Raw genomic sequence first — 13,906 nt, forward strand, 5'->3', positions numbered from 1 at the left:
ATTAGTATGCACACACGGTCCTGGGAAGAGACAAGGCGTCCCCGAAGGAGTGACGTCCGAGTCACGAGGACCGAGGAACCGCGAAACCCCTGCTCAGTGCAGGTCCCCGTCCAGGCAAGTCCAGTCAGATCCCCGCAGAGCCGCGGAAGAGGGAGAAGTCCGATGTCAGCAGCCGAGGGTCCGCTCGTCGTCGGCGTGGACACGTCCACCCAGTCCACCAAGGCGCTGGTCGTCGACGCGGCCACCGGCCGGGTCGTCGCAAGCGGCCAGGCCCCCCACGTCGTGTCCACCGGAGCCGGGCGCGAGAGCGATCCGCGTCAGTGGTGGGACGCGCTGCGCGAGGCCCTGCACCAGTGCGGTGACGCCGCGCGTGAGGCCGCCGCGGTGTCGATCGGCGGGCAGCAGCACGGACTCGTCACGCTGGACGTCCACGGCGACCCGGTGCGTCCGGCCCTGTTGTGGAACGACGTGCGCTCCGCCCCGCAGGCCCGTCGTCTCATCGAGGAACTGGGCGGCCCCAAGTTCTGGGCGGAGCGCACGGGCAGCGTGCCCAGCGTCTCGTTCACGGTGACCAAGTGGGCTTGGCTGGCTGAGCACGAGCCGGAGGCCGCGCGCTCGGCGAAGGCCGTACGCCTCCCCCACGACTACCTCACCGAGCGCCTCACCGGTGAGGGCACCACCGATCGCGGCGACGCGTCCGGCACCGGATGGTGGGCGTCCGGCACCGAGGCGTACGACGAGGAGATCCTCGCGCGCGTGGGGCTCGATCCGGCACTGCTGCCCCGAGTGGTCCGGCCCGGGGAGGTGGCCGGCACCGTGCGCGACGGCCACGACCTGCCGTTCTCCAGGGGCACCCTGGTCGCCGCCGGGACCGGCGACAACGCGGCAGCCGCGCTGGGACTCGGGCTGCGTCCCGGCGTACCGGTGATGAGCCTCGGAACGTCCGGCACCGTGTACGCCGTTTCGGAGCGACGCCCCGCCGACCCGACCGGCACCGTGGCGGGCTTCGCCGACGCCCGCGGCGACTGGCTGCCGCTGGCCTGCACTCTCAACTGCACACTCGCCGTCGACCGCGTCGCGGCCCTGCTGGGCCTGGACCGGGAAGCCGTCGAGCCCGGCACCGACATCACGCTCCTGCCCTACCTGGACGGCGAACGCACGCCGAACCTGCCGCACTCCTCCGGCCTCCTGCACGGCCTGCGCCACGACACCACCGCCGGCCAGCTGCTCCAGGCGGCGTACGACGGCGCCGTCCACTCGCTGCTCGGCGCACTCGACCTGGTCCTCGACGCCGACGCGGACCCGTCCACGCCACTGCTGCTGATCGGCGGCGGCGCACGCGGGACTGCCTGGCAGCAGACCGTACGACGGCTGTCGGGGCGTCCGGTCCAGATCCCCGAGGCCAGGGAACTGGTCGCCCTCGGCGCCGCGGCGCAGGCGGCCGGCCTGCTGACCGGCGAGGACGCGGCGGCGGTCGCCCGGCGCTGGAACACGGCTGCCGGGCCGGTACTCGACGCCGTGGAACGGGACGAGGCGACACTGACCAGGATCAGCGGGGTACTCTCCGACGCGGCACCGCTGCTGGAACGGAACGCGGACTCCCGCTGAGGACGCGTTCACGCGGGCGACGCCATCGACGGGCACCGTCACGGGCTGCTCCCGCGGGGCACCGGGCGCGGGGCGTCGCCGGGCATGCCGACGTGACGGGCGGCCTGCGCACACTCTCGGAGGGTGTGCCCGGGCCGCGATCACGTTCACCGGCGACGGAGACGTCCACCGTGGGAACGCGCCCGGCACGCGCCGACGGAGGACAGCCAAGCGGGCAGCCGGAGGGCCCGCGCGACCCGACGCTCGTCGTCGCAGAGCGTCCTGGGCCAGGCCGCCCAGGGGGGCGTCGCCCGTGGACGTTCCCGGCTGTCCTCCGGCAGTGCCCTCGGCGACCGCCGGGCGCTGTCGGAGACGACGTACGTCCGGCGGGCCCGCGCCCAGGCGGTACATGGCCGAGGATGGGACCGACCGGGGAACAGGCCGATGACCGACCGACGACCGACCGACCGATGACAGACCGATGACAGACCAGGGGCTGACGGAGGCATGACCGCACCGCCACACGAAGCACACCCGGCCCGCCCCGGGCGCGCGCTGCCGGACACCCAGCAGGGGATGCGCCGTCGCAACCTCGCCCGGGTGATGCACACCGTCAGCGCCGAGGGCCCGCTGTCCCGGGCGGCCGTGGCCTCACGGATCGGGCTGACGCGTGCCGCGGTGTCCACACTCGTGGACGAGCTCATCCGCTCGGGCCTGCTGGAAGAACTCGGCCCCGAGCGTCCCGGCCGGGTGGGGCGTCCCGGGTCGGCGCTCGCTGTCAGCGCGAAGGGCCCGGCCGGCATCGGGGCGGAGGTCGGCGTCGACCACCTCGCGGTCTGCGCGGTCGACCTGCGTGGCCAGGTGCGGTCGCGAGTCGTGCGGTACGGCAGCAATCGGGGCCGCTCGCTGGAGCCGGTGATCGAGCAGCTCACCGGCCTGGTGCGACAGGTCGTCTCGGAGACGGAGGCCGAGGGGCTGTGGCCGGCCGGGCTCGCGGTCGCCGTGCCCGGTCTCGTGGCGCGGGACGCCCGTACCGTCGTACGCGCGCCGAACCTGGACTGGCACGACGCGGATCTGGGCGCACTGCTGCCCGCGGACCTGCCGCTGACCGTGAACAACGAGGCCAACTTCGGCGCGCTGGCCGAACTGTGGCTCGGCGAAGGCACCCCACGGGACTTCCTGCACGTTTCGGCCGAGATCGGCATCGGTGCGGCCGTGGTCGTCGACGGACGGCTGCTGCGCGGTACCCGGGGATTCGCCGGCGAGCTCGGGCACATGCCGGTCAGCCCCGACGGGCCGGAGTGCCCCTGTGGCGGGCGCGGGTGCCTGGAGCAGTACGCCGGTGAGAAGGCGGTACTGCGTGCGGCGGGCGTGGAGCCGGGCGCGGACCGCGTCGGGCTGCTCGCGGGGCGTGCCGCCGAGGGCGACGAGGCCGTACGACGTGCCCTGCGCGACGCGGGCACGGCGCTCGGCATCGCGCTGACCGGGGCGGTCAACCTGCTCGACCCCGAGAGCGTGGTGCTGGGCGGCGCGCTGGCCGGACTCGCACCCTGGCTGCTGCCGTCGCTGCGGGACGAACTGGCCCGGCGCACGGCGGGACCGGCCTGCCCGGTCTCCGTGTCGGAGCTCGGCCCTCAGGGACCGCTGCTCGGCGCCGCACACTCGGTTGTGCGCGCTGTCCTGGACGACCCGGCGGTGGTGGCGGAGCGGGCCTGACCGGACCGGCTACGGCTACGGCTACGGCTACGGCTACGGCTACGAACCGAGCCTGGAACCGATCACCGCCGCGAGGCAACGCCCCGAACCAATGACCGCCGCGAGACAAACCCGAACCCGCCGCCATGACCGCAGCGAGGCAAACCCGATCCCGGCCCCGAACCATCACCGGCGGCGGTGACGGAACCAAACCGGCCTCGACCGTGGGCGCCCGAACAGCCCCGCTTCACACCCAGGCCACTCGATCGAGTGAGCGCGGTGTCCACAAGGCGGCGGCCGTCCACGGAACGGCGCGGCGCCCTTCTGCGCAACCCCCGCTGCCCGTACGGTGATTCGCGCGGATGTCCCTCGCCAGGAGGGCGGCGAACGTCCGCGTCGCGTTCTCCTTCCCTGCAACGTCATGCAGCGGAGCACCCTGCACCCCCACAGGGCTCGAGGCCCACCGACGAAAGGCAGTCCCCCATGGAAAGGAAAAGGACAGCACCGGTTCCGACCAGGCGACGGCTCCTGGCGGGCGCCGCGCTCGCCGCCGTCCCCCAAGCCCTGCTCTCCTCCACACGGGCCGCCGCTCGGCCCCGGGCCGTCGACTACCCCTCCGCCGAGTGGCAGCCGGCGAGTACGTCCAACTACACCCGGTCGAGCCGCCCCTCGGCCTACCCCGTCGACCACGTGGTCATCCACGTCACACAGGAAACGTACGCCGACACCCTCTCCATCTTCCGCAATCCGCAGAAGCAGGTGTCCGCGCACTACGTGGTCCGGTCCTCCGACGGGCACGTGGCGCAGTGTGTGCGTGAGGCGGACATCGCCTGGCACGCGGGGAACTGGGACTACAACACCCGCAGCATCGGAATCGAACATGAAGGGTGGGTGGACCGGCCCGAATACTTCACCAACGCCCTGTACGAGCAGTCGGCCCGGCTCACCGCGGCGATCTGTACCGCGTACGGCATCCCCAAGGACCGCGCGCACATCATCGCGCATCATGAGGTACCCGGCAGCGACCACACCGACCCGGGGCCCCTGTGGGACTGGACCCGCTACATCAGACTGGTCAACTTCGCCTGACCGCCGGCGGGCCCGCGTCCGGGGTGATCCGGCTGGTCCAAGAGGTTGTCGGCGCGTTTCCGCGGAGTGACGATGTCCGCAGCGCGTCACCGTCAGCATCACCGCCCGGGGAGGCCGAGTTGCCTGATTCATGGCTGGCTCTGGAATCGGGGGCCGATCCCGTCGAACGCGCGCGCACACTGCGGCGCGCACATGCGACGTTCACCGAGGCAGGGACGGTGCCGCGGCCCGTGCGTGCCGTGGTGGCGGAGTCGTGGCGGCGGTCGGTCCGGGCAGGTGTCGGCCCGGACGGCACCGCGAGCGTGGAGCTCACGGACGGTGACCTCGGTGCCTTCCGAGCCGAGCATCCGCTGGCGCGGGTGATGCCGCTGATCCGTGAACTCCTGGGCACGTTCGCCGCCGACGGCGATCACCTGCTCGCGGTGTGCGACGCGCACGGCAGGCTGCTGTGGGTCGAAGGGCATCCGGCCACCCGCCGCCGGGCCGGACGGATGAACTTCGTGCCGGGTGCCCGGTGGGCGGAGTCCGCGGTCGGGACGAACGCGCCGGGCACGGCGGTGGCCGTCGGACGGCCGGTCCAGGTCTTCTCGGCGGAGCACTTCATACGGCGGGTCCAGCCGTGGACGTGCGCGGCGGCTCCGGTGCACGACCCCCGCACCGGGCGGGTACTCGGCGCAGTGGACATCACAGGCGGGGACGATCTGGCGCACCCTCACAGTCTGGGCTTCGTCCAGGCGGTCGCGCGTGCCGCCGAGTCGCAGTTGGCACTGCTCACCCCGGAACAGTCCCCGGCCGAGGCGGCCGAGCTGACCGCGCTGGGCCGTGACGAGGCCCTGCTGAGCGCGGAGGGTCACAGAATACGGCTGAGCCGGCGGCACAGCGAGATCGTCGTGCTGCTGGCCCACCACCCGGAGGGCCTGACCGGCGACGAACTGCTGTGCGCGCTGTACGAGGACGAGTCGGTGCCGCCGGTGACCCTCCGTGCCGAACTGGCCCGGCTGCGCGGGATCCTGGGGCCCGGCCGGCTGGCGTCCCGGCCGTACCGGCTCGCGCTGCCCTTCGAGACCGACGCCACCGTCGTCGAACGTCGCCTGCGTGCCGGTGCGGTCACGGGTGCCGTGGCGGCGTACGCCGGCCCGCTGCTGCCCGGGTCGCAGGCTCCGGCGGTGGTGCGGCTCAGGCACCGGCTCGCCGACGGTCTGCGCGCCGCGCTGATCGCCTGCCGCGATCCCGACCTGCTGGCCGACTGGGCGCACGCACCGTGGGGCGAAGACGATCTCGACGCGTGGCGCGCGCTGGCCGCGGTCCGGCCCACGCCGGCGGTCCGGTCCCGGCTCGCCGCACTGGAGTCCGAACTGTCGGCGGCGCCTCACGCGTGGTGACCGCCGGCCGGCAGCCGACGGTCGCGGGCACGGTCCCCGCCTCCGGTCGGTGACCGCCGCGCACGCAACGTCCCTGCAACGTCCCGCTGCCTAGCCTCGCGCGCAGAGCTGTCCAACGGCGGGCAGCGCTGGACGAGGGAGGCAGACAGGATGACCCGTTACGCGGCGCCCGGCACCGAGGGCGCGATCGTCTCCTATCAGTCGCGCTACGACCACTTCATCGGCGGCGAGTACGTGCGGCCGGCGCGCGGGCAGTACTTCGAGAACCCGTCACCGGTGAACGGCCGGCCGTTCACGGAGGTCGCGCGCGGTACGGCGGAGGACGTGGAGCGGGCGCTCGACGCCGCTCACGAGGCCGCTCCGGGCTGGGGCCGCACGTCGGTGACGGAGCGTTCCGGCATCCTGCTGAAGATCGCCGATCGTATGGAGGCGAACCTGGAGCGCCTGGCGGTCGCCGAGACCTGGGAGAACGGCAAGCCGGTGCGCGAGACACTGGCGGCCGACATCCCGCTCGCCATCGACCACTTCCGCTACTTCGCGGGCGCGATCCGCGCGCAGGAGGGTTCGCTCGGCGAGCTCGACGACGACACCGTGGCGTACCACTTCCACGAGCCGCTGGGTGTGGTCGCGCAGATCATCCCCTGGAACTTCCCGATCCTGATGGCGACCTGGAAGCTGGCCCCCGCCCTCGCCGCCGGCAACGCCGTGGTCCTGAAGCCCGCCGAGCAGACCCCGGCGTCGATCCACTACTGGCTGAGCCTGGTCGCGGACCTGCTGCCGCCCGGCGTCCTGAACATCGTCAACGGCTTCGGCGCGGAGGCGGGCAAACCGCTCGCGGCCAGCCCGCGGGTGGCGAAGGTGGCGTTCACCGGGGAGACCACCACGGGGCGGCTGATCATGCAGTACGCCTCGGAGAACATCAAGCCGGTCACGCTGGAACTGGGTGGCAAGTCACCGAACATCTTCTTCGAAGATGTCTGGGCGCGGGACGACGACTTCCGCGACAAGGCGCTCGAGGGCTTCACGATGTTCGCGCTCAACCAGGGCGAGGTGTGCACCTGCCCGTCCCGCGCCCTGGTCCAGCGTGGCGCCTACGCCGAGTTCATGGAGGCGGCCGTCGCCCGCACCGAGCTGATCGAGCCGGGGCATCCCCTGGACACCGACACGATGATCGGCGCGCAGGCGTCCAAGGACCAGCTGGAGAAGATCCTCTCCTACCTGGACATCGGCCGGCAGGAGGGCGCCAAGGTACTCACCGGTGGCGAACGCGTCGAGCACGACGGCGAGTTGAAGGGCGGCTACTACGTGCAGCCCACGATCTTCGAGGGCCACAACCGCATGCGGATCTTCCAGGAGGAGATCTTCGGCCCGGTCGTTTCGGTCACACCGTTCAACGACTTCGACGACGCGATCAGGACCGCCAACGACACCCTGTACGGCCTCGGCGCCGGGGTGTGGACCCGCGACATGAACACCGCCTACCGCGCGGGCCGCGCCCTCCAGGCGGGGCGTGTCTGGACCAACTGCTATCACCAGTATCCGGCGCACGCCGCCTTCGGCGGCTACAAGCAGTCGGGGATCGGCCGGGAGAACCACAAGATGATGCTGGAGCACTACCAGCAGACGAAGAACATCCTTTGTTCCTACAGCCCTCGGAAGCTCGGGTTCTTCTAGCGCTCATGCCGACCGCGGGCCGGCCCGTGTCGGCCGCGGTTCCCCTGAAGTGAAGGAGCAACAGGCTCCGGGGGATGGTGCTGCCCGGCATGGGGACACCGGCTCGCTGGAGAGGCGTTTCCTGCCGCCCCCGGCGACGGGCAACCGGATGTACCACCACGAGGGCATCGAGGGCGCGGAGACCAGGACGGCGTCCGCGGAACGGATCTATGCCGCTGTGGACGACGTCCTGCGCCTCGGCACCGAGCACCAGATCGTCGTCACGCACGGTTTCGCCCTGACCTTCGTGGTGGCGGCCCGGTCCCGCCTCCCCATCGAGGCGCTCGGCTACGTCAACCTCCGCGCCCCGTCCGGCAGCGTCACCCACCTCCGCGAGGACGACTTCTTCCACAACCGTCAGCTCGCCCGCCTCGGCGACACCCGTCACCCGTCACCCGTCACCCGTCACCCGTCACCCGAGCACGACTTGACGATGCCGCCCGGCCGCTGGACGTCCTGCTCGTCGGCGCCGGGGTGCTCGCGGGCACCGCGTTGGGCGCGGCGGAGCTGCTGGCCGACGAGGGCGTCGGGGTCACGGTCGTCGACCCGCGCTGGGTGCTGCCGGTCAGTCCCGTCCTGGTCCATCTGGCCGCCCGGCACCGCCTGACGCTCTCCGTCGAGGACGGGGTGCGCACCGGAGGGGTGGGCGCGGCGCTGGCCCAGGCGTGCGACGCCCGGGTGCCCGCGCCGGTGCACGCCCTGGGGCTCCCCCGCGGCTTTCTCAGCCAGGGTGCACGGGGCTGTTCGAGACGGAGATGATCTATGTCGTCGCGCTGGCCGGAGCCCTGGACACGGCGGCGCTCACCGCATTCTGCGACGGCGGCCGGCGCTCGCTGCCGGGCGGGGAGTTGCACCGCGTGCGTCGTGTGTCTACGGCACCAGGACGACCTTGCCCACCACCGTGCCGGATTCCGCCAGCCGCACCGCTTCGCCGACCTCGGTGAGCGGGAGGCGCGCGGCGACTTGGGGGACGAGTTCGCCCTCGGCGAGCAGGGCGAAGACGTGGCCCAGGTCGGCGTGCAGCTTGGCGCGGAAGGTGCCGAGCCGGCGCCGACCGGCCCAGATGTTGTAGAAGTGGGCGCTCTTGCCGTTGGGGAGCGCGTTCCAGACCATCAGGCGGGCGAACAGCTTGAGGACCGGCGCCTTCGACGAGCCCTGGACGTCGCGGGTCGAGGCGGTGCCGTAGGCGACGAGGGTGCCCTTGGCGGCGAGCAGGCGGTAGGAGGCGACGATGCCCTCGCCTCCGACGTGGTCGAACACCGCGTCGTAGCCCCGCGGAGCGTGTCCGCGCAGTCGGCCCTCCAGGTCGGGGGCGCGGTAGTCGACGGGGACGGCGCCCAGCGCCCGGACGGCGTCGTGGTGCTTGGCCGAGGCGGTGCCGACGACCCTGGCACCGGCGATGCGGGCGAGCTGGACGAGGGTGGAGCCCACGCCGCCGTTGGCGCCGTGCACGAGGACGGTCTGGCCGTGCCGGATCTTCGCGATGCGGTGCAGCATCTGCCAGGCGGTGATGCCGTTGACCACGAAGGTCTCCGCCTCGGCGGAGTCGACGGACTCGGGTACCGCGCTCAGGTCGCCGGCGTCGACGGTGACGTGACCGGCCCAGGCCCCGGTCTTGGTGAGGACCGCGAAGCGCCGCCCCAGCAGCTCGCCGGGTACGCCCTCTCCCACGTCGACGGCCCGTCCGACGAGGTCGTAGCCGGGGACGAAGGGGAAGGGCGGCTGGTCGAAGTACTTGCCGCGGCGCATCTGCTGCTCGGCGAAGGAGATTCCGGCGGCCTCCATCGCCAGCACGACCTGTCCGGGGCCGGCCGGGCGGACGGGCCGGGTGCGGATCTGGATGCCGTCCGGGTCGACGATGCCGGGCAGCACCGCCTCGGTGGTCATGGTGCCGGCGGAAAAGGGGGTGTGGGAGTCGTACATGGGAGAGCTCCTTGTCACGTGTCGTGCGAGTCGGCGAGTACTGGGCGGGCCGGGGCGGGTCAGAGGGCGGCGTCCGGGATCCACGAACCGTGGATCGTCGCGGGCACCCGCCGGGGGAGGTGGATCGTGGCGACCGGGGGCACGGTGAGGTCGGAGGCGTCGAGGACGACCATCCGGGACGCGTCGGCGTTGAGGTCGCTCACGATGGTCATGAGGTATCCCTCGTCCTCGCCGGTGGTGCCCTCCGCCTGGACGAAGACCGCCTCGCTGGGCAGTTGGCCGGTGCCGAAGGGCAGCAGCCGGCGGGCGCCGGTGGAGCGGTCGTACTTCACGAGGGTGTGGTTGCCGATCCCCTGGTCGTCGGGGAACGACAGCGCGTACTGGAAGCGGTGCTCGCTGCCGGTGAAGCGGTCGTTGATGGTGGGGAACTCCACCGTGAGGTCGTCGGTCTGCTGTTCCTCGACGGTGCCCGCGGCCAGGTCGACGGTCCAGCGGCGGCTACGAGAACCGGAGTTCGGCTCGGCGCCCCGGTCCGCGGCGCCCACCCACCAGTTCCAGGAGCGCTGCCAGCCCTCGCGGCCCACTGCGGGGCCCTCGACGACGATGTGCCCGCGGGCGTCCTCGTAGGCGTTGGCGAAGTGCATGGCGTATCCCTGACCTATCTCGAACCAGCGGGTCTGCCGGGCGCCGCCCGCTCCGCGCGGCATGACGGCGATCCGTGAGGCCTGCGCGTCACTCCAGCCGTAGGGGATTCCGGAGTGTTCGCCGGGGTCGAAGGTGACCGAGCCCTCGAGGAAGACGACGTAGTGCTCGGTGATCGCGAAGTCGTGCTTCAGCGCGGCGCTCGCTCCGGGTACTTCCTGGCTGTCCAGTGCCGTGCCGTCGGCGGAGGCGACGTGGTGGATCAGGTACGGGGGGAACGGGGAGGAGGAGAAGAAGTGCAGCTCGCCACTGGCCGGGTCCTCCTTGGGGTGGGCGGTCATGGTGGAGGTGAGTTTGCCGCCGAAGTCGTAGGCGTCCACCGTCTCCAGATCGGCCGTCAGCTCGAAGGGCAGCGCCGCCTCCGACAGGGCCAGGAGCCGCCCGCCGTGCTCGATGACGTGCGTGCCGGCCGTGCTGACCGTCAGGTCGGGTCCCTGGTCGGTCATGTAGGGGGCACCGTCCAGGGCGGGGGTGTGGACCCAGCGGTTGCGGTACCACTCGGCACGGCCGTCGCGCAGCCGCACGCCGTGCACCATGCCGCTGCCCTTGAACCAGTGGGTGGGGGTGATGCCGGGCTTGGGGTTGTGGCTGTTGCGGATCAGACGGCCGGTCAGTTCGGGCGGCAGGGTGCCTTCGACGGTCAGCTCGGCGGCGGTGATCTCGTCCGTGACGGGAGCGTAGTGACCTGTCAGGTAGGGCTTGCTGGCCATGGCGGACCTCGGTTTCGGCTTCGGTTTCGGTTTCGGTTTCGGTTTCGAGAGAAGGGGTGCACTGCGAGGTGGTGTGTGGTTGAACACTCACTCCTCGGGCCAAAAGAAGCGGCCACCGGGTACGCCGACACGGGGCCGCCTGCCGCAGAGCGTGTCAGTAGTGCGTGATCCCGGCGGCCAGGGTGCGGGTCCAGGGTGCGGAGACCGCCTCGGCGTCGATGGAGACCAACAGGTGGCAGAGCATGCCGACGGCGAAGAACTGCTGGACCTGCTGCTCACTGCCCCCCGAGGCACTGCGCACGTACTCGACGGTGCGGGCGTACCCCGCCCGCACCGCCTCCCTGATCGCCGGCTCGGAGACGGCAGCCGCCTGGGCGTGCAGCTGGACGAGCATGAGGTCGTTGTCGCTGATCAAGCGGGCATAGGCGTCACCCATCGAGTCGAGGACCACTTCGGGGGCAGCGCCTCCGGCGTTCGCCGCGCCACCTTCGAGAGCGGCGCGGACCCGGACGAAGCAGTGGTCGACGACCGCGGTGAACAGCGCCTCCTTGTTGGGGAAGAGGCGGTAGACGTAGGCCTGCGAGATACCGGCGGCCTTTGCCACCTCGGTGGTGGTGGTCCCGAAGTACCCCCGGGCCGCGAACGCCCCGATGGCCGTGCGCAACACCGTCTCCCGGCGTTCTTCGGCTGTGGACAGTTGGCGGCGTTCCGTCTTCATGTGAGTACTCAACCACTCACTCTCCTGGGACGTCAAGCGCTTCACCGGTTCAAGCGCCTCGCCGTCCGCGGGGAACGACGCCTGGACCTCCACGACGGACTCGCCTCGCTCACCTGCGGTCCGGCCCACCGCATGACGTCGCCGCCAGGGCCGTCCCGTGGTTGAGCAGCATCCGGACGGTGCAGAGCCGGGTTCGGCCACCTAGGTCTTCGCCTTGAAGTGCTCCTGGAGCTTTCGCTGGACTCCCTGGAGCACCTCGCTGGTTTGTTTCAGTCTTGACAGGCGGGATTCTGCTGTTCGGGCGTAGTCCTCATCCTCCCTTTCCGCAGCGAACAGATACCCACTGAGAGCGTCCACAGCCGATTCCACGTCTGCACCATGACCAGTCTTGAGCAAAAGGCGGTCCAGTGGAATCCTGTCGTCAGCAACCACATTGGCGACCACCGACGGATGCCAGTCTTCGGCATTGGTAAGCGAATGGTGTGTATCGAACCTCACGGTGACCAGTTCCCCTTCGGGAACCTCAGCACTGTAACGACCCTCATCGTTGGTATAGGTCTTGTCGATGAGAGTCCGATCACGATAGACGCTGACCTTGATCATCGCGATCGGCTCGTTATCGACGACTGCCCGCACTTGCCCATGCATGACACTTTCTCCGCAATTGAACTGCCGCAGTTCATTTGCTATTCACTGCCGCTGCAATAGCGGCCATAAACTCTCTTGGGCCGGCATCCGCGCGGCCCCAATCTCAGTATCCTCCGGCCGTGGTGGTTCGCAACGCGTGCCGGGGGAGGCAGGGAATTCATGGATGACGACCCTGGCATCGGGGAATTCCCCGCCGGCGTCTACGTGGACAGCAGCACGCTCGGGTACCGGTGCGAGTCAGCCTGGTGGTTGCCTCTCGCGCCAGTTCACGAACATGTGCGGGCCCGATCCCGGGATCCGCTCGCTGAACGGATCCATTACGCCGGTCAGGACGGCCAGGAAGCACTCCGCCATGCCACCGTCGAAGACCGTCCAGCGGTTCGCCCCGTGCCGCGCCTGCCTCCGAAAGGTGGCCACCCTCCACCTGCCGGGTGCGCCCTTGCGTAGCCAGAAGGCGACAGTGCCGCTCGCCGAGTCCGCGAAGGGCAACAGGAGCGGCACGTCCTGCCCTCCAAGGAGAGCGCCCAGTTCCTGGCAGTCCCGGTCCGAGAGTGCGGGATCGGCGCTGTCAAGGAGATCCCCGTAGGGCGATCCCTGAACGGGAGGCGTACTGACGGACAGGTACTCGTCGATCTCTCCCCCGCCGTACAGCTCCACGAATTCGCGGTAGTCCAGTGGGAGTTCCCACTGCACCTCGCCGGCGAGCCCGTCCCAGACCGCCGTGTCCCCTCCGGAGACAGGTGGCGGGAGTAGCTGACGCAGGCGAGCGACAGCAGGCCGAGGCATAGCGGAGTTCCTTCCTTGCCTCGTGGGTGACCGGCCCCGGCGCCCGCCATGAGAGGTCGAGCATGGTCACGTTCGACGCACCGCTCGACACCGGACGTTGATGATCAGGTCAGCGCGCCACCCGGTGGCGGAGGTAGACGATGCCCGAGTTGAAGGTGCGGGTCTCGACGAGATCGAGATCCACCCGGCGCTCGTGCTGGGGGAAGAACGGAATGCCACCGCCGACCAGCACCGGGTAGACCATGGCCCGGTACTCGTCGATCAGACCCGATGCGGCCGCCTCGGCGGCGAGGGTCGCGCCGCCGATCGCGATGTCCCCCTCCCCCGGCTCGGCTCGCAACCGCTCGATCTCCTCCGCCAGACCGCCGGAAGCCAGGCGGGCATTGCCCTGCACCGCCGACAGCGTGGTGGAGAACACCACCTTCGGGAGCGGATTCCAGAGTGCGGCCCACTCGAGCATCGAGTCGTCGAGCGACGGATCCTGATCGGCGGTCTCCCAGTACAGCATCGTCTCGTACAGCCGTCGTCCCAACAGGTGGACGCCGACCTCGCGGATCTCGTCGATCCAGAAACGAAAGACGTCCTCGTCCGGCACCGTCCAGTCGAAGTCGCCGTCCGGCCCGACGATGAAGCCGTCAAGTGAGACGCCCATCGAATAGGTCACGCTGCGCATCAGAAGTCCTCCTCGGTGACGGGTCGACACTACGCCCGCGGAACATCGCGAAACCCGTCGCGGCTCGCGGCATTTCCCGTGTCGAGCCACCTCGCTGGCGGGCGGTGCGTCCACGGTGTCCTCCCCGGCCTCGGGCGTCGTCGCGTCACCTGGACGGCCTCGACCTCGTCGAGACCGCCTCGGGACGTCACCGTCGAGGAAATCACCGCACGCACGGCCGCTCCCCCGCGCCTGCCCGCGAACCGCGGAGGCGGTTGCCCGTCGGCCCGGCGCGGTCGGT

At 70.9% G+C, this 13,906-nt stretch carries 13 protein-coding genes; 7 read left to right on the plus strand and 6 right to left on the minus strand.

The genetic code is table 11. From position 1 onward, the window contains the following. Nucleotides 1–162: 162 nt before the first annotated feature. The 7 genes from xylB (at nt 163) to ACZ7G3_RS08800 (ending at nt 8,225) form a co-directional block, all read left to right on the plus strand. Entirely contained in the window at nt 163–1,608 is a 1,446-nt protein-coding gene (xylB, locus tag ACZ7G3_RS08770) for a xylulokinase (RefSeq protein ID WP_470924282.1), read from the plus strand. A 486-nt stretch (nt 1,609–2,094) separates the two neighbouring features. Beyond that, nucleotides 2,095–3,303: an ROK family protein gene (locus ACZ7G3_RS08775; protein ID WP_470924284.1), complete on the plus strand. Its 1,209-nt coding sequence runs from the start codon at nt 2,095–2,097 to the stop codon at nt 3,301–3,303. 462 nt (nt 3,304–3,765) lie between these two features. Next, complete coding sequence (locus ACZ7G3_RS08780) at nt 3,766–4,371, plus strand: N-acetylmuramoyl-L-alanine amidase (protein ID WP_470924286.1); 606 nt, start codon at nt 3,766–3,768, stop codon at nt 4,369–4,371. Nucleotides 4,372–4,490: 119 nt separating this feature from the next. Continuing rightward, a complete protein-coding gene (locus tag ACZ7G3_RS08785) occupies nt 4,491–5,753 on the plus strand; it encodes a GAF domain-containing protein (protein WP_470924288.1) in 1,263 nt (420 codons plus the stop codon). 150 nt (nt 5,754–5,903) lie between these two features. Continuing rightward, complete coding sequence (gene exaC / locus ACZ7G3_RS08790) at nt 5,904–7,427, plus strand: acetaldehyde dehydrogenase ExaC (protein ID WP_470924290.1); 1,524 nt, start codon at nt 5,904–5,906, stop codon at nt 7,425–7,427. Nucleotides 7,428–7,575: 148 nt separating this feature from the next. Beyond that, nucleotides 7,576–8,073 (plus strand): histidine phosphatase family protein, encoded by a 498-nt coding sequence (locus ACZ7G3_RS08795; protein WP_470924556.1) that lies wholly within the window; start codon nt 7,576–7,578, stop codon nt 8,071–8,073. Then, entirely contained in the window at nt 7,959–8,225 is a 267-nt protein-coding gene (locus ACZ7G3_RS08800) for a transketolase C-terminal domain-containing protein (protein ID WP_470924542.1), read from the plus strand. Before ACZ7G3_RS08795 ends, ACZ7G3_RS08800 begins: the two co-directional genes overlap by 115 nt. Before the next feature lie 111 nt (nt 8,226–8,336). On the opposite strand, the gene ACZ7G3_RS08805 is transcribed toward ACZ7G3_RS08800, so the two are convergent. The 6 genes from ACZ7G3_RS08805 to ACZ7G3_RS08830 all read right to left on the minus strand — a co-directional run bounded on the left by ACZ7G3_RS08805 (nt 8,337) and on the right by ACZ7G3_RS08830 (nt 13,626). Then, entirely contained in the window at nt 8,337–9,389 is a 1,053-nt protein-coding gene (locus tag ACZ7G3_RS08805; protein ID WP_426598874.1) for a medium chain dehydrogenase/reductase family protein, read from the minus strand. Nucleotides 9,390–9,448: 59 nt separating this feature from the next. Next, nucleotides 9,449–10,801 (minus strand): carotenoid oxygenase family protein, encoded by a 1,353-nt coding sequence (locus ACZ7G3_RS08810; RefSeq protein ID WP_470924292.1) that lies wholly within the window; start codon nt 10,799–10,801, stop codon nt 9,449–9,451. A 154-nt stretch (nt 10,802–10,955) separates the two neighbouring features. Next, nucleotides 10,956–11,519 (minus strand): TetR/AcrR family transcriptional regulator, encoded by a 564-nt coding sequence (locus tag ACZ7G3_RS08815; protein WP_426598872.1) that lies wholly within the window; start codon nt 11,517–11,519, stop codon nt 10,956–10,958. 201 nt (nt 11,520–11,720) lie between these two features. After that, entirely contained in the window at nt 11,721–12,122 is a 402-nt protein-coding gene (locus ACZ7G3_RS08820) for a carboxypeptidase regulatory-like domain-containing protein (protein WP_470924295.1), read from the minus strand. A gap of 282 nt (nt 12,123–12,404) precedes the next feature. Next, nucleotides 12,405–12,953 carry an SMI1/KNR4 family protein gene (locus ACZ7G3_RS08825; RefSeq protein ID WP_470924297.1) on the minus strand — a complete coding sequence of 183 codons (549 nt, stop codon included), beginning with the start codon at nt 12,951–12,953 and terminating at the stop codon, nt 12,405–12,407. A gap of 109 nt (nt 12,954–13,062) precedes the next feature. After that, entirely contained in the window at nt 13,063–13,626 is a 564-nt protein-coding gene (locus ACZ7G3_RS08830) for a dihydrofolate reductase family protein (protein ID WP_426598865.1), read from the minus strand. Nucleotides 13,627–13,906: the final 280 nt, after the last annotated feature.

Source organism: Streptomyces sp. NPDC037271, assembly GCF_055603605.1.